Source organism: Zunongwangia mangrovi (assembly GCF_900112105.1).
In the GTDB taxonomy this organism is placed as follows: domain Bacteria; phylum Bacteroidota; class Bacteroidia; order Flavobacteriales; family Flavobacteriaceae; genus Zunongwangia; species Zunongwangia mangrovi.
Genome location: NZ_FOKV01000005.1, coordinates 155650 through 173058, shown reverse-complemented (window position 1 = coordinate 173058; position 17409 = coordinate 155650). Strand labels below are relative to the sequence as shown.

Here is a 17409-nt window from a genome sequence, read left to right as displayed (position 1 = left end):
ATATTAGTAAAAATTTTTGCTTGTATCTGTACTAGTGATTTAGATTTGTTTCATTCTGATTTCTATATAAAGTATAAGTGAAAACTGCGCGTTAGGAGATGTTTGATTTCCCTATTTTATTTTTATCTCTAACTATTTGAATACTTGAAATTTATTTCTACCTTTGCACACCTTTTTTAAAGAAGGTGGTTTAAATTAATAAATATTGTAAAAGAAATTATGCCAACAATTTCACAATTAGTACGAAAAGGAAGAGCCAAGATAACTAAGAAGAGTAAATCGGCTGCTTTAGATTCGTGCCCTCAAAGAAGGGGTGTGTGTACTCGTGTGTATACAACTACTCCTAAGAAACCTAACTCGGCTATGAGAAAAGTAGCAAGGGTAAGGTTAACCAATGGTAAGGAGGTTAATGCCTACATACCTGGTGAAGGTCACAATTTGCAAGAGCACTCGATAGTATTAGTTAGAGGTGGAAGGGTAAAAGATTTACCAGGTGTAAGGTATCACATTGTTCGTGGTGCTTTAGATACCGCAGGTGTTGAGGGTAGAACTCAGCGTCGATCTAAGTATGGTGCAAAACGCCCTAAGAAGTAATTTATTAAACTTTTAATGTAAAGAAATGAGAAAAAGACAGGCTAAGAAAAGACCACTTTTGCCAGATCCTAAGTTTAATGATCAACTTGTTACGCGTTTTGTGAACATGATGATGTGGGATGGTAAGAAATCTGTTGCCTTTAAAATTTTCTATGATTCTATTGCAATCGTAGAAGATAAAAAACAGGATGAGGAAAAAACTGCTTTAGAGATCTGGAAAGATGCTCTATCGAATGTGATGCCTCATGTTGAAGTTAGAAGTAGAAGGGTTGGAGGTGCAACTTTCCAAATTCCTATGCAAATTAGACCAGATAGAAAAGTGTCTACTGCGATGAAATGGTTAATTAGTTTTGCTCGTAAGAGAAATGAAAAAACTATGGCCGCTAAACTTGCTGCAGAAATTTTAGCTGCAGCTAAGGAAGAAGGAGCTGCTGTTAAGAAGAGAGTTGATACTCACAAAATGGCAGAAGCAAACAAAGCATTCTCTCACTTTAGATTCTAAAATAAAATGGCACAAAGAGATTTAAAATTTACAAGAAATATAGGTATTGCGGCTCATATTGATGCTGGTAAAACAACAACAACAGAGCGTATCCTTTATTATACAGGTATCAGTCACAAGATTGGAGAAGTTCATGATGGTGCTGCGACTATGGATTGGATGGAGCAGGAGCAGGAGCGTGGTATTACCATTACTTCTGCGGCTACACATTGTACGTGGCCTTACAATGGTCATGAGTATACTGTGAATATCATCGATACTCCTGGTCACGTTGATTTTACTGTAGAGGTAGAGCGTTCACTTCGTGTTTTAGACGGTGTTGTTGCTTTATTTTCGGCTGTAGATGGTGTTGAGCCACAATCTGAAACTGTTTGGAGACAAGCTGATAAGTATCGTGTACCTAGGTTAGGATTCGTTAATAAGATGGACCGTCAGGGTTCAGACTTTTTTAACGTTTGTCGTCAGGTTAAAGAAATGTTAGGTGGTAACCCTGTTCCATTACAAGTACCAATTGGGGAAGAGATGGATTTTAAAGGTGTTGTAGATCTTATTTCTAAAAAAGCGATTATCTGGAACGAAGAGGATATGGGTATGACTTACGAGACTATCGATATACCGGAAGAACTTCAGGCAGATGTAAATAAGTATAGAGCTGAGCTAGTTGAAGCTGTTGCAGAGTATGATGAAGCTTTAATGGAAAAGTTCTTTGAAGATGAAGATTCTATTACAGAGGACGAAATTATTGCTGCATTAAAAGCTGCAACTTGTGATATGTCTATTATCCCAATGATGTGTGGTTCTGCGTTTAAAAACAAAGGAGTTCAGGCTATGCTTGATGCGGTAATGAGATATTTACCTTCTCCTGTAGATGTAGATGCTATTGTTGGAGAGAATCCAGATACTGGTGAAGAGGAAAGTCGTAAACCTAATGTTGATTCTCCGTTTTCAGCTTTAGCATTTAAGATTGCTACAGATCCATTCGTAGGTCGTTTAGCATTCTTTAGAGTTTATTCTGGTACCTTAGATGCTGGTTCTTATGTTCTTAATGTTCGCTCTGGTAAGAAAGAACGTATTTCGAGAATCTATCAAATGCATTCAAACAAACAAGAGCCTATCGATAAGATCGAGGCCGGAGATATTGGAGCGGCTGTAGGATTTAAAGATATTAAAACTGGTGATACGTTAACTGATGTAGATAAGCCAATTATTCTTGAATCAATGTCTTTCCCAGAGCCAGTAATTGGTATCGCAGTGGAGCCTAAAACAAAGGCTGATGTTGATAAGATGGGTATGGCGCTTGCTAAGTTAGCTGAAGAAGATCCAACATTCCAAGTGAAAACTGATGAAGTTTCAGGTCAAACTGTGATTTCAGGAATGGGTGAGTTGCATATTGAAATTCTTGTTGATCGTTTAAAGCGTGAATTCAAAGTAGAAGTTAATGAAGGTCAGCCTCAGGTAGAGTATAAGGAAACAGTAACAAGAGCTGCAGATCATAGAGAAGTTTATAAGAAACAATCTGGTGGTCGTGGTAAATTTGCTGATATCGTATTTGAAATGGGACCTGTTGATGAAGATTTTGAAGGAAAAGGTCTTCAGTTCGTTGACGAAATTAAAGGTGGACGTATTCCTAAAGAATTTATTCCATCTGTTCAGAAAGGTTTTCAGGAAGCAATGAAGAATGGACCTTTAGCTGGGTTCCAGGTTGATACTTTAAAAGTAGTTCTTAAAGACGGATCTTTCCATCCTGTGGATTCAGATCAACTTTCTTTTGAACTTGCTGCGAAGATGGGATTCAAAGCTGCCGCTAAAAAAGCTGGAGCTGTGATCCTTGAGCCTGTAATGAAGATCGAAGTGGTAACTCCAGAGGAAAATATGGGAGATATCGTAGGAGATCTTAATAGAAGAAGAGGTCAGGTAAATAACATGTCTGACAGATCTGGAGCGAAAATAGTAAAGGCTGATGTTCCATTATCAGAGATGTTTGGATATGTAACAACATTGAGAACACTTTCTTCTGGTAGAGCAACTTCAACTATGGAATTCTCTCACTATGCTGAAACTCCTTCTAATATTTCAGAAGAAGTTATTAAAGCAGCAAAAGGGGCATCAAACGAATAATTTTAGGGTAATGAGTCAAAAAATCAGAATAAAATTAAAATCCTACGATCATAATTTAGTAGATAAATCTGCTGAGAAGATTGTAAAAACGGTTAAAACAACTGGGGCGGTTGTAACTGGTCCAATTCCACTTCCAACACATAAAAAGGTGTTTACTGTTTTAAGATCTCCTCACGTGAACAAGAAGTCTAGAGAGCAGTTTGAACTTAGTTCTTACAAAAGGTTACTAGATATCTACAGTTCTTCTTCTAAGACTATTGATGCTTTAATGAAATTAGAGCTTCCTAGTGGTGTAGAAGTTGAGATCAAAGTGTGATCGAATAAAAAACCTATTTGATTTTAGGAATAGGTAAAATGTCCTAAGCGTTTCGCGAAGGAAAAACGGGAAAGATACATTCAGGACAGAAGTATTTTTCTGTCCTGTTTTTTTAATAAATAAGTAATAATAATTAATAATTATGTCTGGGTTAATAGGAAAAAAAATAGGCATGACTAGTATTTTCGACGAGAATGGGAAAAATATCCCATGTACCGTTATACAAGCTGGTCCATGTGTAATTACCCAAGTCAGAACCAATGAGGTTGACGGGTACGAAGCGCTTCAACTTGGTTTCGATGACAAAAAGACTGCAAATAAAGCTGCTACTGGGCATGCTAAAAAAGCGGGTGTTGCTGCGCAACAAAAAGTCGTTGAATTCCAAGGATTTGAAGGAGATTATAAATTAGGTGATACCATTAATGTAGAGCACTTTAAAGAAGGTGAGTTTGTTGATGTTTCTGGTGTTTCAAAAGGTAAAGGTTTCCAGGGGGTTGTAAAAAGACACGGCTTTGGTGGTGTAGGGCAATCTACTCACGGTCAGCATAACCGTTTAAGAGCTCCTGGTTCTATTGGTGCCGCTTCTTATCCAGCACGCGTATTTAAAGGTATGCGTATGGCCGGAAGAATGGGTGGTGAAAAAGTAAAAGTTGAAAACCTTAGAGTTTTAAAAGTAGTTACTGAGAAAAATCTTTTAGTTGTTAAAGGATGTGTTCCGGGACACAAGAACTCTTACGTAATCATTAGAAAGTAATGGAAGTAGCAGTTTTAGATATAAAAGGAAAAGAAACAGGTAGAAAGGTAGACCTTTCTGATTCTGTTTTTGGAATAGAGCCTAATGATCACGCTGTATATCTTGATGTTAAGCAATATCTTGCTAATCAAAGACAGGGTACTCATAAGGCAAAGGAGCGTGCAGAAATCACTGGTTCTACTCGTAAGCTTAAAAAGCAAAAGGGAACTGGTACTGCCAGAGCAGGTAGTATTAAGTCACCTGTTTTTAGAGGTGGTGGTAGAATTTTTGGTCCTCGCCCAAGAAATTATGGTTTCAAATTAAATAAAAATTTGAAGCGTTTAGCGAGAAAATCTGCTTTATCGATCAAAGCAAATGATAAAGCGATCACTATCGTAGAAGATTTTTCTTTCGATACTCCAAAGACTAAAAACTTCATTGAAGTTTTGAAAGCCATTGGTATTCAGGAGAAAAAATCTCTTATAGTGTTGGGTGAGTCAAATAAAAACGTATATTTGTCGTCACGTAATTTAAAAGGCTCCGAAGTTGTAAGTGTTTCAGAATTAAGTACTTACAAAATATTAAATGCAAATAGTATTGTGTTTATGGAAGGGTCTCTAGAAGGATTAGAGTCGAATTTAAGTTAAATGAGCGTTATGAGTATCTTAATAAAACCAATTATTACAGAAAAAGCTACCGCAGAGAGCGAACTTAACAATTGTTTCTCTTTTGAGGTAAGTAATAAGGCGAATAAGATTGAAATCAAAGATGCAGTAGAATCTGCTTACGGCGTTTCAGTAACTTCTGTTCGTACTATTAACGTCCGCCCAGATCGTAAAACCAGATATACAAAGTCTGGTATGATCACTGGTAAAACTAAAGCTTATAAAAAGGCTATGGTACAGGTGGCGGAAGGTGAAACTATTGATTTATACAGTAATCTTTAAGATTAAAAAATGTCAGTAAGAAAATTAAAGCCAATTACTCCTGGGCAGCGTTTTAGAGTAGTTAATGGGTTTGACGCCATTACTACTGATAAGCCGGAGAAGTCTTTACTTGCTCCGTTAAAAAAGTCAGGCGGTAGAAACAGTCAAGGAAAAATGACCATGCGCTACAAAGGTGGTGGTCATAAAAGACGTTACAGAATAGTAGATTTTAAACGCGATAAACATGGCGTTCCTGCAACTGTAGCAACAATTGAATATGATCCGAACAGAACGGCCTTTATAGCTTTATTGAATTATCAAGATGGTGAAAAAAGGTATGTTATTGCTCAAAATGGACTTCAGGTAGGTCAAAATATTGTTTCTTCTAATGAAGCAGTAGCCCCTGAAATCGGGAATGCAATGCCTTTAGCAAATATTCCTTTAGGAACAATTGTTTCTTGTATCGAGTTGAGAGCTGGTCAAGGTGCTGTGATGGCACGTAGTGCTGGTGCATTTGCTCAATTGCTAGCTAGAGAGGGAAAGTATGCAACTATTAAGTTGCCTTCTGGAGAAATTAGAAGGGTGCTTTCTGTATGTTTAGCTACAATTGGTGCAGTATCTAACAGTGATCATCAATTACAAATTTCTGGTAAAGCTGGTAGAAAACGCTGGCTAGGTATCAGACCAAGAACAAGACCAGTAGCGATGAACCCAATCGATCACCCAATGGGTGGTGGTGAAGGTAGAGCTTCAGGAGGTCATCCTCGTTCTAGAAAAGGTTTACCTGCAAAAGGTTTTAAAACCCGTACAAGAACAAAGGCGAGTAATAAATATATTGTAGAACGTAGAAAGAAATAATAGAGTATGGCACGTTCATTAAAAAAAGGACCTTTCGTTCACTATAAATTAGAGAAAAAAGTAGCTGATAATGTAGAGTCTGGGAAAAAAGCCGTGATCAAAACTTGGTCTAGAGCTTCTATGATAACACCAGATTTCGTTGGGCAAACTATAGCCGTTCATAATGGAAAGCAATTTGTTCCAGTTTATGTTACTGAGAATATGGTAGGTCATAAGTTAGGAGAATTTTCACCAACACGTTCTTTTAGAGGTCATGCTGGTGCTAAAAATAAAGGAAGAAAATAATTGAAGCTATGGGAGTTCGTAAAAAAGAAAGAGCAGAGCAAATAAAAGAAGCTAAGAAGCAGACGGCTTTTGCTAAGTTGAATAACTGCCCTACTTCACCAAGAAAAATGCGTTTAGTTGCGGATTTAGTAAGAGGTGAAAAAGTAGAAAAAGCGCTTCATATATTAAAATTCAGTCAAAAAGAGGCTGCAGGTCGTTTAGAGAAACTATTATTGTCAGCTATAGCTAATTGGCAGTCTAAAAACGAAGATGCTAGTCTTGAGGATGCTGAATTGTTCGTGAAAGAGATTCGTGTAGATGGAGGGAGTATGTTAAAAAGACTTCGTCCTGCTCCACAGGGTCGTGCACACAGAATTAGAAAAAGATCCAATCACGTTACATTAGTGCTTGGCGAAAACAATAATACACAAAGCTAAGAAGAGTATGGGACAGAAAACAAATCCAATCGGTAATCGCCTTGGTATCATTAGAGGATGGGAGTCCAACTGGTACGGAGGAAATGACTACGGTGATAAATTAGCCGAAGACGATAAGATTAGAAAGTACATCCATGCTCGCCTCTCTAAAGCGAGTGTATCTAGGGTAATAATAGAGCGTACCCTTAAGCTTGTGACCGTTACTATCACTACTGCTAGACCTGGTATTATTATCGGGAAAGGTGGGCAAGAGGTAGACAAGCTTAAAGAAGAGCTTAAGAAGATCACTGACAAAGAAGTTCAAATTAACATCTTCGAAATTAAAAGGCCAGAACTTGATGCTCACCTTGTGGGTGCTAGTGTAGCAAGACAGATTGAGAATAGAATTTCTTATCGTCGTGCTATCAAAATGGCTATTGCGGCTGCAATGAGAATGAATGCTGAAGGAATCAAAATTGAAATCTCAGGTCGTTTAAATGGAGCTGAGATGGCACGTTCTGAGGCATATAAAGATGGAAGAATTCCTTTGTCTACTTTTAGGGCCGATATTGATTATGCTTTAGTTGAAGCTCATACTACTTATGGTAGATTAGGAGTTAAAGTATGGATCATGAAAGGTGAAGTTTACGGAAAAAGAGAATTATCTCCGCTTGTTGGTTTAGCTAAGAAGCAGGGTGGTAAAAATTCCGGACGAGGTGGTAATAAATCACGTCGTAGAAAGTAATTTAAAGTAAAGAAAAATGTTACAACCTAAAAGAACGAAATATCGTAAGCAACAGAAGGGGCGTATGAAGGGTGTTGCTCAGAGAGGGCACCGTCTTTCAAATGGAACTTTTGGTATCAAGTCTCTTGATTCTAGTTTCATTACGGCTCGTCAAATTGAAGCTGCTCGTATTGCTGCTACCCGTTATATGAAAAGGGAAGGTTCATTGTGGATTAAAATATTTCCAGATAAGCCTATCACTAAAAAGCCTCTTGAGGTTCGTATGGGTAAAGGAAAAGGAGCTGTGGAATATTGGGCTGCTGTTGTAAAACCAGGAAGAATTATGTTCGAAATTGGTGGTGTGCCTATGGCAACTGCTAAAGAGGCTTTACGTCTTGCTGCACAGAAGCTTCCTGTTAGAACTAAATTTATCGTAGCTAGAGATTATCAAGAATAATTTTTTTGAATTATGAAACAATCAGAAGTTAAAGAATTGTCTGTTGCAGAATTGCAGGAAGAGCTTGGTAAATCTCGTAAAGCATATGCAGATTTAAAAATGGCTCATGCTGTTTCGCCATTAGAGAACCCAATACAGTTAAGATCTGTAAGGAGAAGTATAGCGAGATTAGCTACCGAGTTAACTAAAAGAGAACAACAATAAGTGTTATTCTGCTGAAAGATGGAAAAAAGAAATTTAAGAAAAGAGCGAATAGGTGTAGTTACTAGTAACAAAATGCAGAAATCTATAGTGGTTTCTGAAGTTAAAAAAGTAAAACACCCTATGTACGGAAAGTTCGTATTAAAGACTAAGAAGTATGTAGCTCACGACGAAACAAACGACTGCAACGAAGGAGATACTGTTAGGATTATGGAAACTCGTCCTATGAGTAAATCAAAATGTTGGAGATTAGTAGAAATAATTGAAAGAGCGAAGTAATTATGGTACAACAAGAGTCTAGACTAAAAGTAGCAGATAATACTGGGGCTAAAGAAGTTTTAGCGATTAGAGTATTAGGAGGTACAAAGAAAAGATACGCTTCTGTTGGAGACAAAATTGTTGTCAGTGTAAAAGAAGCTACACCAAATGGTAACATTAAGAAAGGTGCAGTTTCTACGGCAGTTGTTGTTCGTACCAAGAAAGAAGTGCGCAGACCAGACGGATCTTACATTAGATTTGATGATAATGCGTGTGTGCTATTAAACCCAGCTGGAGAGATGCGTGGAACGCGTGTTTTTGGTCCTGTGGCAAGAGAACTTCGTGATAAGCAATTCATGAAAATTGTATCATTAGCACCTGAAGTGCTTTAATACATTAAAAAAATGACAAAGCTTAAAATAAAATCAGGAGATACAGTTCTAGTTATCGCAGGTGACCATAAAGGTCAGCAAGGTAAAGTACAAAAAGTATTTCCAGACAAGAATAAAGCTATAGTGGAAGGAATCAATACGATTTCTAAACATGAGAAGCCTAGCGCTTCTAATCCACAAGGCGGAATTACAAAGAAGGAAGCACCAATTAACATTTCTAATCTTTCTTTAGTGACTAAGGATGGTAAAGCTACCAGAGTTGGCTATAAAGAAGAAGACGGAAAGAAGGTGAGATTTTCTAAAAAATCAAATGAAGTATTATAGTTATGGCATACGTACCAAGACTTAGAAAAGAGTATGATGACAAAATAAAATCATCTCTTACAGAAGAATATAGTTACAGTAATGTAATGGAAGTGCCAAAGCTTAAGAAAATCGTTATAAGCCGAGGTGTAGGAGGTGCTGTTGCAGATAAAAAACTTATTGATCATGCAGTAGATGAATTAACTGCAATTACTGGTCAAAAAGCTGTTGCAACTATCTCTAAAAAAGATGTTGCTACATTTAAATTACGTAAAGGAATGCCAATTGGAGCCAAAGTTACTTTACGTGGTTATAGAATGTACGAATTCTTAGATCGTTTGATTACATCTGCACTACCTCGTGTACGTGATTTTGATGGAATTAAAGCTAATGGTTTTGATGGTAGAGGGAATTATAACTTAGGTATTACTGAGCAAATTATTTTCCCAGAGATCGATATCGATGCTGTGAACAGAATTGCAGGTATGGATATTACTTTCGTTACTACTGCTGAAACTGATAAGGAAGCTAAATCCTTATTAACTGAACTAGGTTTACCTTTTAAAAAGAATTAAGACATGGCTAAAGAATCAATGAAAGCCCGTGAGGTTAAGAGACAAAAATTGGTAGATAAATATGCTGAAAAGAGAAAAGCTTTAAAAGAAGCTGGAGACTATGAAGCTTTACAAAAATTACCAAAGAACTCTTCTCCGGTACGTTTGCATAATCGTTGTAAGCTAACTGGTAGGCCAAAAGGATATATGAGACAATTTGGTGTTTCTCGTGTAATGTTTAGAGAAATGGCCAATAATGGTCTTATCCCTGGGGTTAAGAAGGCTAGTTGGTAAATTATAAATTGATTATAGGTTCCTTATGGAAAACCATAGTCGCAAATTAATATAAATGAATACAGATCCAATTGCAGATTTTTTAACGCGTATTAGAAACGCAGTAGCAGCAAATCATAGAGTTGTTGAAATTCCTGCTTCTAATGTTAAAAAAGAGATTACAAAAATTTTATTCGATCAAGGATATATCCTTAGTTACAAGTTCGAGGATACCACCGCGCAGGGTGTTATTAAGATAGCTCTTAAGTATGATAAAGATACTAAAGACTCTGTAATCAAAGATATCCAGAGAATAAGTAAACCTGGTTTACGTAAATATGCCGGTGCTGGAGAATTGCCACGTATATTAAATGGTTTAGGTATTGCTATCATAAGTACTTCTCATGGAGTAATGACAGATAAGCAAGCTAGAGCAGAGAATGTTGGTGGTGAAGTATTGTGTTACGTTTACTAATTCTTAAAATAAGAAAACATGTCAAGAATAGGTAAAAGCCCAATTACAATTCCAGAAGGTGTTAATGTAGACTTTAAAGATGGTTTTGTAACGGTAAAAGGAAAATTAGGAGAGCTTAAGCAAGAGGTTAACGATATCAATGTTAGTGTTGAAGAAAATGTAATTTCTTTTGAGCGTTCTTCTGAAAAAAGTGATCAAAAAGCTAAGCATGGTCTTTATCGTGCGTTAGTAAATAATATGATCGAAGGTGTTACTAATGGATTTACTAAAGAATTAGAGTTAGTAGGTGTAGGTTACAGAGCTTCGAATCAAGGACAAAAATTAGATTTAGCTGTTGGGTATTCCCATAATATTGTTTTAGATTTAGCTCCAGAAGTTAAGGTTGAAACAATTTCTGAAAAAGGAAAAAACCCAGTTGTTAAGCTTACTTCTCATGACAAACAGCTTTTAGGACAGGTTGCTGCAAAGATTCGTTCTTTCAGAGTACCAGAACCTTATAAAGGAAAAGGTATTAAGTTTAAAGGAGAAATAATTAGAAGAAAAGCAGGTAAATCAGCTTAATAAAGTGTAGTTATGGCATTTTCAAAAGAAAAAAGAAGATTAAAGATAAGAAAGCGTATTCGAAAGAATATTAGCGGAACTGAAAGCCGTCCAAGATTGTCTGTATATAGAAGTAATAAAGAGATTTATGCTCAAATCATAGACGATGTAGCTGGAAAGACTTTAGCTGCGGCTTCTTCTAGAGATAAAGAACTGAACGATGCTTCAGGTACCAAAAGTGAAATCGCTGAATTAGTTGGAAAAAATTTAGCAGATAGAGCAAAAAAGGCTGGAGTAGAAGTAGTTTCTTTCGATAGAGGAGGTTACTTGTACCACGGTAGAGTTAAATCATTAGCAGACGGTGCTCGTGAAGGAGGACTAAAATTCTAAGAAGATATGTATCAAGATTATAAAAACGTAGAACATGTAAAACCAGGAGGTCTTGAACTTAAGGACCGTTTGGTAGGAGTGCAACGTGTTACTAAGGTTACTAAAGGTGGTAGAGCATTTGGTTTTTCTGCTATAGTAGTTGTAGGTGACGAAAATGGTGTTGTAGGACATGGTTTAGGTAAATCTAAAGAGGTTGCCGATGCTATTTCTAAAGCCGTAGAAGATGCGAAGAAGAATTTAGTGCGTATTCCTTTACATAAAGGTACATTGCCACACGAACAAAAAGGTAAGTATGGTGGAGCGAGAGTTTTACTTTTACCTGCAGCTACTGGTACCGGGATTATTGCCGGTGGAGCTATTCGTGCGGTTTTGGAATCTGTTGGAGTTCATGACGTACTGTCTAAGAACCAAGGTTCTTCTAACCCTCATAATGTTGTGAAAGCTACTTTTGATGCTTTGCTTCAATTAAGAAGTGCAGAAACAGTTGCTAAACAAAGAGGAATCACGTTGGAGAAACTTTTCAAAGGATAAAATCAAGGATAAGATGGCAAAGATTAAGGTTACTAAAGTAAAAAGTGCTATTAATAGAACTCAGAATCAGAAAAGAGTTTTAGAAGCATTAGGTCTTAGAAAGATGGGACATACTGTAGAGCATGAGGATACCCCTAACATCCTTGGTATGATAAATAAAGTTAAACACTTAGTTTCTGTAGAGGAAACAAAATAATAGGTTTACATGGATTTAAGTAACTTAAAACCTGCAAAAGGTTCAGTTAAAAGTAACAATAAGCGTGTTGGCCGTGGAGAAGGATCCGGTAAAGGTGGGACTGCAACTCGTGGTCACAAAGGGGCTAAATCACGTTCTGGTTACTCTAAGAAGATAGGTTTTGAAGGAGGACAGATGCCACTTCAACGCCGTGTACCAAAATTTGGTTTTAATAACAGAAACCGTAAAGAGTATCAAGGTATTAATTTAGATACTTTACAAACATTAGTTGATAATGGTAAAGTAAAGGATACGGTAGATCTAAGTGTACTTGTAGAAAACGGTTTGGCTGGAAAGAACGAACTAGTTAAGATTTTAGGTAGAGGTGAATTAAAGGCTAAATTAAAAGTATCTGTTCATAAATTTACGGCCTCAGCCAAAGAAGCTATTGAAGCTGCTGGAGGTGAAGTTGTTACTTTATAATAGATAGCCAAATGAAATTCATCAATACTATAAAAAATATTTGGAAAATCGAGGAGCTAAAAAACCGTATTTTAGTAAGCCTCGGTTTACTTTTAGTTTATCGATTTGGAACTCAGGTTGTACTTCCTGGGATAGATGCTAGTCAATTAGCAAATTTGGCTAATCAGACAGATAGTGGTTTATTGGGATTACTTAATGCTTTCACTGGAGGTGCATTTTCTAATGCATCGATATTTGCGTTAGGTATTATGCCATATATCTCGGCTTCTATTGTTGTGCAGTTAATGGGAATTGCTATTCCTTATCTGCAAAAGCTTCAAAAAGAAGGTGAGAGTGGTCGTAAGAAAATAAACCAAATTACCAGATGGTTAACCATAGCAATAACTTTAGTTCAGGGTCCAGGTTATATCTATAATCTGTTCAATACATTACCGCAAAATGCATTTCTTTTAGGTGATAGTTTATCTTTCATCGTTTCTTCTGTGATTATCCTTACTACAGGAACAATTTTTGCCATGTGGTTAGGTGAGAAAATAACAGATAAAGGAATTGGTAATGGTATTTCCCTTTTAATTATGGTTGGTATCATTGCTACGCTGCCGCAAGCATTTCTTCAGGAATTTGCCTCAAGATTTGATGGTAGTGGTGGACTTATTATGGTATTGATCGAGTTAGCTATTTGGTTCGCTATTATTTTGGCTGCTGTAATGTTGGTGATGGCCGTGCGCCAAATTCCGGTGCAGTATGCTAGAAGATCTGCTACAGGTGGTTATGAGAAAAACGTATTTGGTTCAAGGCAATATATTCCTTTAAAGCTTAATGCTTCGGGTGTTATGCCAATTATATTTGCTCAGGCTATTATGTTTATACCGGTAGCTTTGGCTGGCCTTTCAGATTCTGATGCAGCACAGGGTGTGACAGCTGCTTTTAGTGATATTTTTGGTTTTTGGTATAATTTAGTTTTCGCCTTATTGATTATTGTTTTTACGTATTTCTATACGGCGATCACTGTACCAACAAATAAAATGGCTGATGATCTTAAGCGTAGTGGAGGTTTTATTCCTGGTATTCGTCCAGGTACCGAAACTGCGGAATATTTAGATCGTATTATGTCTCAAATTACACTTCCTGGATCTGTATTCTTAGCTATTATTGCAATTTTCCCTGCAATAATCGTGAAGTTGTTAGGTGTTCAACAAGGATGGGCACTGTTTTTTGGAGGTACCTCTCTATTAATTTTAGTTGGAGTTGCAATCGATACTATGCAGCAGGTAAATTCTTATTTGCTGAATAGACACTATGACGGATTAATGAAAACAGGTAAAAACAGAAAAGCAGTAGCTTAATTATGGCAAAGCAACCAGCAATTGAACAAGATGGAACTATAATCGAAGCATTGTCTAACGCAATGTTTCGTGTAGAGTTAGAAAATGGTCACGTTGTGACTGCTCATATCTCTGGTAAAATGCGTATGCATTACATTAAATTGTTGCCAGGTGATAAGGTGAAATTAGAGATGAGCCCTTATGATTTAAGTAAGGCGCGCATAACTTACAGATACTAAGAAGTAAATTAAGCTATTAATAATTTTTTCATTACTTTTGCATCCTGAAAAAATTATTAGGCAAAAAGCCGAATGTGAATTTATTATTGCATCTGGCGTTTATAAAAAACTAGAAAGATGAAAGTTAGAGCATCAATAAAGAAAAGAAGTGCCGACTGTAAAATAGTACGCAGAAAAGGGCGCCTTTACGTGATTAACAAAAAGAATCCTAGATTTAAACAAAGACAAGGCTAATTATGGCAAGAATTGCAGGGGTAGATATACCTAAACAAAAGCGAGGAGTTATAGCGTTAACCTATATCTTCGGAATTGGCAAAAGCAGGGCTCAGGAAATACTTGCAGAAGCCAAAGTTGATGAGAGTAAAAAAGTTTCAGACTGGAACGATGATGAAATTGGTCGTATCCGTGAAGCTGTAGGTAACTACACAATCGAAGGAGAATTACGTACTGAAGTTCAAATGAGTATCAAGCGTCTAATGGATATTGGATGTTATAGGGGTATTCGTCATAGATCTGGGTTGCCATTAAGAGGTCAGAGAACTAAGAACAACTCTAGAACTAGAAAAGGTAGAAGAAAAACTGTTGCTAATAAGAAAAAAGCAACTAAATAATAAGTAATATGGCAAAGTCAACAAAATCAGCTCAAAAGAAACGTAAAGTAAACGTTGAGTCTATTGGAGAAGCTCATGTTACTGCTTCTTTTAATAACATTATCATTTCTTTGACTAACAAAAAAGGAGATGTTATTTCTTGGTCATCAGCCGGTAAAATGGGCTTTAGAGGATCTAAGAAAAATACTCCATACGCTGCACAGTTAGCATCTGAAGATGCTTCTAAAGTAGCACACGAAGCTGGTCTTCGTAAGGTAAAAGTATACGTTAAGGGACCTGGTAATGGTAGAGAATCTGCTATTAGATCTATTCATAATAGTGGTATCGAAGTTACAGAGATCGTTGATGTTACTCCATTACCTCATAATGGATGTCGTCCTCCTAAAAGACGTAGAGTATAATTAATTATATAAATAGAAGAGGAAATTACGATTATCGAAGGACGTATGCCTTAATTCATAATCCCTCTTCAATAAATCAATTTTAAATGGCAAGATATACTGGTCCAAAGACTAAAATAGCTCGTAAATTTGGTGAGGCTATATTTGGAGATGATAAATCTTTTGAAAAAAGAAATTATCCTCCAGGACAACACGGTAATAACCGTCGTAGAGGTAAAAAATCTGAATATGCGATCCAGCTTATGGAGAAGCAAAAAGCTAAATATACTTATGGTATACTAGAGCGTCAATTCAGAAATATGTTCGAAAAAGCTACAAGTTCTCAGGGAATTACTGGTGAGGTTTTACTTCAGCTTTGTGAATCAAGATTAGATAATGTTGTATTTAGATTAGGTGTTGCTCCTTCAAGAAGGGCTGCTAGACAACTTGTTTCTCACAGACATATTACTGTTAACGGAGAGTTAGTAAATATTCCTTCTTACCACTTGAAAGCTGGTGATGTTATTGGTGTAAGAGAGAAGTCTAAGTCTCTACAGGTTATTCAAGATTCATTAGCTAATAATAGCAATGTTTACGAATGGATAACTTGGAATAACGAAACTAAACAAGGAACGTTTGTTTCGGTACCTGGAAGAGTTCAGATTCCAGAAAACATTAATGAACAATTCATCGTCGAATTATATTCGAAATAATAATTCACAGAAGTCGTAATATGGCAATACTAAATTTTCAGAAGCCCGATAAAGTTATAATGATTGACTCTACAGATTTTGAGGGGAAATTTGAATTTCGTCCTTTAGAACCTGGATATGGGTTAACCGTTGGTAACGCTTTAAGAAGAGTGCTGTTATCATCTTTAGAGGGATTCGCGATCACTTCGGTTCGTATCGAAGGTGTTGATCACGAATTCTCAACAATTCCTGGAGTTGTAGAAGATGTTACAGAAATAATATTGAATCTTAAACAAGTAAGATTCAAAAGGCAAATTGATGAAATAGATAACGAAGCCGTTACAATTTCTGTTTCTGGTGAAGAAGAACTAACCGCTGGTCATTTCCAGAAATTTATTTCTGGTTTTCAGGTATTAAACCCTGAACTAGTGATTTGTCATCTTGATAGTAAAGTTAATATCAATATGGAGATTACTATTGAAAAGGGTAGAGGTTATGTTCCGGCAGAAGAAAATAAAAAGGCCAATGCTCCTTTAGGAACGATTTTTACAGATTCTATTTACACTCCTATAAAAAATGTAAAATATAGTATCGAAAACTATCGTGTAGAGCAAAAGACTGATTATGAAAAACTTGTTTTTGAAATTATCAGTGATGGTTCTATTCATCCTAAAGATGCGTTAACTGAAGCTGCCAAGACTTTAATTCACCATTTCATGTTGTTCTCTGATGAGCGAATTACGTTAGAGGCTGATGAAATTGCACAAACTGAAACTTATGATGAAGAATCTCTTCATATGAGACAGCTACTAAAAACAAAATTAGTAGATATGGACCTTTCAGTTAGAGCATTAAATTGTTTAAAAGCGGCTGAAGTTGATACCTTAGGTGATCTTGTTTCTTACAATAAAAATGATCTTATGAAGTTCCGTAACTTCGGTAAGAAGTCTTTAACAGAACTTGAAGAGCTAGTAAGTAACAAAGGATTAAACTTTGGTATGGATCTTTCAAAATATAAATTAGATAAGGACTAATTCACTTTTGTGAATTACTCTAAAAAGAATAGTAATGAGACACGGAAAGAAAATAAATCATTTAGGTAGAAAGACCGCTCATCGTAAGTCGATGTTGGCAAATATGGGGTCTTCACTAATTGAGCATAAGCGCATCAATACTACTGTGGCTAAGGCAAAAGCTTTAAAAGTTTTTATTGAGCCATTAGTAACTAAGTCTAAAGAAGATACTACTCACAATAGAAGAATCGTTTTCAGTAAATTACGTGATAAATATGCTGTAAGTGAATTATTTCGTGAAGTAGCTCCTAAAGTAGGAGATCGTCCAGGAGGATATACCAGAATTATCAAGCTAGGTAATCGTCTTGGTGATAACGCTGATATGGCAATGATCGAATTAGTAGATTTTAACGAAACATATAACGTTAATAAACCTGCTAAAAAGAAATCAACTCGTAGAGCTGGTAAGAGAAACACTGCAGAGGCTGAAGCTTCAAAAGCTGAAGAAACGAAGCAAGAAGAAAAAGACGATAAAAAAGAAGAATAAATGATTCTTTACTATCAATAATTTTTAAAAGGATAAACTCTCTGGGTTTGTCCTTTTTTTATATCTAATTAGCATTCATTTTTAATATTCCTTAAATTTAGATCGTATTATTTTTTAGT

At 36.3% G+C, this 17409-nt stretch carries 32 protein-coding genes; all 32 read left to right on the top strand.

Features of this window, described 5'->3' with window-relative positions:
* Positions 1 to 219: 219 nt before the first annotated feature.
* The 32 genes from rpsL (at position 220) to rplQ (ending at position 17290) form a co-directional block, all read left to right on the top strand.
* Positions 220 to 594: a 30S ribosomal protein S12 gene (gene rpsL / locus BM201_RS12665; RefSeq protein WP_010230128.1), complete on the top strand. Its 375-nt coding sequence runs from the start codon at positions 220 to 222 to the stop codon at positions 592 to 594.
* 25 nt (positions 595 to 619) lie between these two features.
* Entirely contained in the window at positions 620 to 1096 is a 477-nt protein-coding gene (rpsG, locus tag BM201_RS12660; RefSeq protein ID WP_092543179.1) for a 30S ribosomal protein S7, read from the top strand.
* Between the two features lie 6 nt (positions 1097 to 1102).
* Positions 1103 to 3214 carry an elongation factor G gene (gene fusA / locus BM201_RS12655; RefSeq protein ID WP_092543178.1) on the top strand — a complete coding sequence of 704 codons (2112 nt, stop codon included), beginning with the start codon at positions 1103 to 1105 and terminating at the stop codon, positions 3212 to 3214.
* 10 nt (positions 3215 to 3224) lie between these two features.
* Positions 3225 to 3530 (top strand): 30S ribosomal protein S10, encoded by a 306-nt coding sequence (gene rpsJ / locus BM201_RS12650; RefSeq protein WP_092543176.1) that lies wholly within the window; start codon positions 3225 to 3227, stop codon positions 3528 to 3530.
* A 142-nt stretch (positions 3531 to 3672) separates the two neighbouring features.
* Positions 3673 to 4284, top strand: coding sequence for a 50S ribosomal protein L3 (gene rplC, locus BM201_RS12645; protein WP_092543174.1), 612 nt, complete (start codon positions 3673 to 3675; stop codon positions 4282 to 4284).
* Positions 4284 to 4910: a 50S ribosomal protein L4 gene (gene rplD, locus BM201_RS12640; protein ID WP_092543172.1), complete on the top strand. Its 627-nt coding sequence runs from the start codon at positions 4284 to 4286 to the stop codon at positions 4908 to 4910. Before rplC ends, rplD begins: the two co-directional genes overlap by 1 nt.
* Before the next feature lie 9 nt (positions 4911 to 4919).
* Entirely contained in the window at positions 4920 to 5210 is a 291-nt protein-coding gene (rplW, locus tag BM201_RS12635) for a 50S ribosomal protein L23 (protein WP_092543309.1), read from the top strand.
* Between the two features lie 9 nt (positions 5211 to 5219).
* The gene (rplB, locus tag BM201_RS12630; protein ID WP_092543170.1) at positions 5220 to 6047 is read left to right on the top strand and encodes a 50S ribosomal protein L2; all 828 of its coding nucleotides are present in this window, start codon (positions 5220 to 5222) and stop codon (positions 6045 to 6047) included.
* A gap of 6 nt (positions 6048 to 6053) precedes the next feature.
* Positions 6054 to 6332 carry a 30S ribosomal protein S19 gene (rpsS, locus tag BM201_RS12625; RefSeq protein WP_092543168.1) on the top strand — a complete coding sequence of 93 codons (279 nt, stop codon included), beginning with the start codon at positions 6054 to 6056 and terminating at the stop codon, positions 6330 to 6332.
* 8 nt (positions 6333 to 6340) lie between these two features.
* On the top strand, positions 6341 to 6748 hold the full coding sequence (gene rplV, locus BM201_RS12620) for a 50S ribosomal protein L22 (protein ID WP_092543166.1): 408 nt from the start codon (positions 6341 to 6343) through the stop codon (positions 6746 to 6748).
* A gap of 7 nt (positions 6749 to 6755) precedes the next feature.
* Positions 6756 to 7472, top strand: coding sequence for a 30S ribosomal protein S3 (gene rpsC / locus BM201_RS12615; protein WP_092543164.1), 717 nt, complete (start codon positions 6756 to 6758; stop codon positions 7470 to 7472).
* Positions 7473 to 7488: 16 nt separating this feature from the next.
* Entirely contained in the window at positions 7489 to 7908 is a 420-nt protein-coding gene (rplP, locus tag BM201_RS12610) for a 50S ribosomal protein L16 (RefSeq protein WP_092543162.1), read from the top strand.
* Between the two features lie 12 nt (positions 7909 to 7920).
* A complete protein-coding gene (rpmC, locus tag BM201_RS12605; protein ID WP_084841314.1) occupies positions 7921 to 8112 on the top strand; it encodes a 50S ribosomal protein L29 in 192 nt (63 codons plus the stop codon).
* 18 nt (positions 8113 to 8130) lie between these two features.
* On the top strand, positions 8131 to 8388 hold the full coding sequence (gene rpsQ, locus BM201_RS12600) for a 30S ribosomal protein S17 (protein WP_089373243.1): 258 nt from the start codon (positions 8131 to 8133) through the stop codon (positions 8386 to 8388).
* A 2-nt stretch (positions 8389 to 8390) separates the two neighbouring features.
* The gene (rplN, locus tag BM201_RS12595; RefSeq protein WP_013073255.1) at positions 8391 to 8759 is read left to right on the top strand and encodes a 50S ribosomal protein L14; all 369 of its coding nucleotides are present in this window, start codon (positions 8391 to 8393) and stop codon (positions 8757 to 8759) included.
* Positions 8760 to 8771: 12 nt separating this feature from the next.
* Positions 8772 to 9083, top strand: coding sequence for a 50S ribosomal protein L24 (gene rplX, locus BM201_RS12590; RefSeq protein WP_092543160.1), 312 nt, complete (start codon positions 8772 to 8774; stop codon positions 9081 to 9083).
* A gap of 2 nt (positions 9084 to 9085) precedes the next feature.
* Entirely contained in the window at positions 9086 to 9637 is a 552-nt protein-coding gene (rplE, locus tag BM201_RS12585; RefSeq protein ID WP_092543158.1) for a 50S ribosomal protein L5, read from the top strand.
* Between the two features lie 3 nt (positions 9638 to 9640).
* Positions 9641 to 9910, top strand: coding sequence for a 30S ribosomal protein S14 (rpsN, locus tag BM201_RS12580; RefSeq protein ID WP_013073252.1), 270 nt, complete (start codon positions 9641 to 9643; stop codon positions 9908 to 9910).
* 55 nt (positions 9911 to 9965) lie between these two features.
* Positions 9966 to 10364 carry a 30S ribosomal protein S8 gene (gene rpsH / locus BM201_RS12575; protein WP_092543156.1) on the top strand — a complete coding sequence of 133 codons (399 nt, stop codon included), beginning with the start codon at positions 9966 to 9968 and terminating at the stop codon, positions 10362 to 10364.
* 18 nt (positions 10365 to 10382) lie between these two features.
* Positions 10383 to 10925, top strand: coding sequence for a 50S ribosomal protein L6 (gene rplF / locus BM201_RS12570; protein ID WP_092543154.1), 543 nt, complete (start codon positions 10383 to 10385; stop codon positions 10923 to 10925).
* Between the two features lie 12 nt (positions 10926 to 10937).
* On the top strand, positions 10938 to 11294 hold the full coding sequence (gene rplR, locus BM201_RS12565) for a 50S ribosomal protein L18 (protein WP_092543152.1): 357 nt from the start codon (positions 10938 to 10940) through the stop codon (positions 11292 to 11294).
* 6 nt (positions 11295 to 11300) lie between these two features.
* A complete protein-coding gene (gene rpsE / locus BM201_RS12560) occupies positions 11301 to 11825 on the top strand; it encodes a 30S ribosomal protein S5 (protein WP_084841321.1) in 525 nt (174 codons plus the stop codon).
* A gap of 13 nt (positions 11826 to 11838) precedes the next feature.
* The gene (gene rpmD / locus BM201_RS12555; RefSeq protein ID WP_217643063.1) at positions 11839 to 12021 is read left to right on the top strand and encodes a 50S ribosomal protein L30; all 183 of its coding nucleotides are present in this window, start codon (positions 11839 to 11841) and stop codon (positions 12019 to 12021) included.
* Positions 12022 to 12030: 9 nt separating this feature from the next.
* The gene (gene rplO / locus BM201_RS12550; protein ID WP_092543148.1) at positions 12031 to 12483 is read left to right on the top strand and encodes a 50S ribosomal protein L15; all 453 of its coding nucleotides are present in this window, start codon (positions 12031 to 12033) and stop codon (positions 12481 to 12483) included.
* 11 nt (positions 12484 to 12494) lie between these two features.
* Positions 12495 to 13829 (top strand): preprotein translocase subunit SecY, encoded by a 1335-nt coding sequence (gene secY, locus BM201_RS12545; RefSeq protein ID WP_092543146.1) that lies wholly within the window; start codon positions 12495 to 12497, stop codon positions 13827 to 13829.
* Between the two features lie 2 nt (positions 13830 to 13831).
* On the top strand, positions 13832 to 14047 hold the full coding sequence (infA, locus tag BM201_RS12540; protein WP_013073244.1) for a translation initiation factor IF-1: 216 nt from the start codon (positions 13832 to 13834) through the stop codon (positions 14045 to 14047).
* 117 nt (positions 14048 to 14164) lie between these two features.
* The gene (ykgO, locus tag BM201_RS12535; RefSeq protein WP_010519235.1) at positions 14165 to 14281 is read left to right on the top strand and encodes a type B 50S ribosomal protein L36; all 117 of its coding nucleotides are present in this window, start codon (positions 14165 to 14167) and stop codon (positions 14279 to 14281) included.
* A gap of 2 nt (positions 14282 to 14283) precedes the next feature.
* The gene (rpsM, locus tag BM201_RS12530; RefSeq protein ID WP_013073243.1) at positions 14284 to 14658 is read left to right on the top strand and encodes a 30S ribosomal protein S13; all 375 of its coding nucleotides are present in this window, start codon (positions 14284 to 14286) and stop codon (positions 14656 to 14658) included.
* A gap of 8 nt (positions 14659 to 14666) precedes the next feature.
* A complete protein-coding gene (gene rpsK, locus BM201_RS12525; RefSeq protein ID WP_092543144.1) occupies positions 14667 to 15059 on the top strand; it encodes a 30S ribosomal protein S11 in 393 nt (130 codons plus the stop codon).
* An 86-nt stretch (positions 15060 to 15145) separates the two neighbouring features.
* On the top strand, positions 15146 to 15751 hold the full coding sequence (gene rpsD / locus BM201_RS12520; RefSeq protein WP_092543142.1) for a 30S ribosomal protein S4: 606 nt from the start codon (positions 15146 to 15148) through the stop codon (positions 15749 to 15751).
* Between the two features lie 20 nt (positions 15752 to 15771).
* The gene (locus BM201_RS12515) at positions 15772 to 16764 is read left to right on the top strand and encodes a DNA-directed RNA polymerase subunit alpha (RefSeq protein ID WP_013073240.1); all 993 of its coding nucleotides are present in this window, start codon (positions 15772 to 15774) and stop codon (positions 16762 to 16764) included.
* A gap of 34 nt (positions 16765 to 16798) precedes the next feature.
* Positions 16799 to 17290, top strand: a complete 492-nt coding sequence (gene rplQ, locus BM201_RS12510; protein ID WP_092543140.1) for a 50S ribosomal protein L17 — start codon at positions 16799 to 16801, stop codon at positions 17288 to 17290.
* Positions 17291 to 17409: the final 119 nt, after the last annotated feature.

Bases quoted from the DNA above. Each gene is read 5' to 3' on its own strand.
- rpsL (WP_010230128.1), top strand. From the start codon at position 220: ATGCCAACAATTTCACAATTAGTACGAAAAGGAAGAGCCAAGATAACT.
- rpsG (WP_092543179.1), top strand. From the start codon at position 620: ATGAGAAAAAGACAGGCTAAGAAAAGACCACTTTTGCCAGATCCTAAG.
- fusA (WP_092543178.1), top strand. From the start codon at position 1,103: ATGGCACAAAGAGATTTAAAATTTACAAGAAATATAGGTATTGCGGCT.
- rpsJ (WP_092543176.1), top strand. From the start codon at position 3,225: ATGAGTCAAAAAATCAGAATAAAATTAAAATCCTACGATCATAATTTA.
- rplC (WP_092543174.1), top strand. From the start codon at position 3,673: ATGTCTGGGTTAATAGGAAAAAAAATAGGCATGACTAGTATTTTCGAC.
- rplD (WP_092543172.1), top strand. From the start codon at position 4,284: ATGGAAGTAGCAGTTTTAGATATAAAAGGAAAAGAAACAGGTAGAAAG.
- rplW (WP_092543309.1), top strand. From the start codon at position 4,920: ATGAGTATCTTAATAAAACCAATTATTACAGAAAAAGCTACCGCAGAG.
- rplB (WP_092543170.1), top strand. From the start codon at position 5,220: ATGTCAGTAAGAAAATTAAAGCCAATTACTCCTGGGCAGCGTTTTAGA.
- rpsS (WP_092543168.1), top strand. From the start codon at position 6,054: ATGGCACGTTCATTAAAAAAAGGACCTTTCGTTCACTATAAATTAGAG.
- rplV (WP_092543166.1), top strand. From the start codon at position 6,341: ATGGGAGTTCGTAAAAAAGAAAGAGCAGAGCAAATAAAAGAAGCTAAG.
- rpsC (WP_092543164.1), top strand. From the start codon at position 6,756: ATGGGACAGAAAACAAATCCAATCGGTAATCGCCTTGGTATCATTAGA.
- rplP (WP_092543162.1), top strand. From the start codon at position 7,489: ATGTTACAACCTAAAAGAACGAAATATCGTAAGCAACAGAAGGGGCGT.
- rpmC (WP_084841314.1), top strand. From the start codon at position 7,921: ATGAAACAATCAGAAGTTAAAGAATTGTCTGTTGCAGAATTGCAGGAA.
- rpsQ (WP_089373243.1), top strand. From the start codon at position 8,131: ATGGAAAAAAGAAATTTAAGAAAAGAGCGAATAGGTGTAGTTACTAGT.
- rplN (WP_013073255.1), top strand. From the start codon at position 8,391: ATGGTACAACAAGAGTCTAGACTAAAAGTAGCAGATAATACTGGGGCT.
- rplX (WP_092543160.1), top strand. From the start codon at position 8,772: ATGACAAAGCTTAAAATAAAATCAGGAGATACAGTTCTAGTTATCGCA.
- rplE (WP_092543158.1), top strand. From the start codon at position 9,086: ATGGCATACGTACCAAGACTTAGAAAAGAGTATGATGACAAAATAAAA.
- rpsN (WP_013073252.1), top strand. From the start codon at position 9,641: ATGGCTAAAGAATCAATGAAAGCCCGTGAGGTTAAGAGACAAAAATTG.
- rpsH (WP_092543156.1), top strand. From the start codon at position 9,966: ATGAATACAGATCCAATTGCAGATTTTTTAACGCGTATTAGAAACGCA.
- rplF (WP_092543154.1), top strand. From the start codon at position 10,383: ATGTCAAGAATAGGTAAAAGCCCAATTACAATTCCAGAAGGTGTTAAT.
- rplR (WP_092543152.1), top strand. From the start codon at position 10,938: ATGGCATTTTCAAAAGAAAAAAGAAGATTAAAGATAAGAAAGCGTATT.
- rpsE (WP_084841321.1), top strand. From the start codon at position 11,301: ATGTATCAAGATTATAAAAACGTAGAACATGTAAAACCAGGAGGTCTT.
- rpmD (WP_217643063.1), top strand. From the start codon at position 11,839: ATGGCAAAGATTAAGGTTACTAAAGTAAAAAGTGCTATTAATAGAACT.
- rplO (WP_092543148.1), top strand. From the start codon at position 12,031: ATGGATTTAAGTAACTTAAAACCTGCAAAAGGTTCAGTTAAAAGTAAC.
- secY (WP_092543146.1), top strand. From the start codon at position 12,495: ATGAAATTCATCAATACTATAAAAAATATTTGGAAAATCGAGGAGCTA.
- infA (WP_013073244.1), top strand. From the start codon at position 13,832: ATGGCAAAGCAACCAGCAATTGAACAAGATGGAACTATAATCGAAGCA.
- ykgO (WP_010519235.1), top strand. From the start codon at position 14,165: ATGAAAGTTAGAGCATCAATAAAGAAAAGAAGTGCCGACTGTAAAATA.
- rpsM (WP_013073243.1), top strand. From the start codon at position 14,284: ATGGCAAGAATTGCAGGGGTAGATATACCTAAACAAAAGCGAGGAGTT.
- rpsK (WP_092543144.1), top strand. From the start codon at position 14,667: ATGGCAAAGTCAACAAAATCAGCTCAAAAGAAACGTAAAGTAAACGTT.
- rpsD (WP_092543142.1), top strand. From the start codon at position 15,146: ATGGCAAGATATACTGGTCCAAAGACTAAAATAGCTCGTAAATTTGGT.
- BM201_RS12515 (WP_013073240.1), top strand. From the start codon at position 15,772: ATGGCAATACTAAATTTTCAGAAGCCCGATAAAGTTATAATGATTGAC.
- rplQ (WP_092543140.1), top strand. From the start codon at position 16,799: ATGAGACACGGAAAGAAAATAAATCATTTAGGTAGAAAGACCGCTCAT.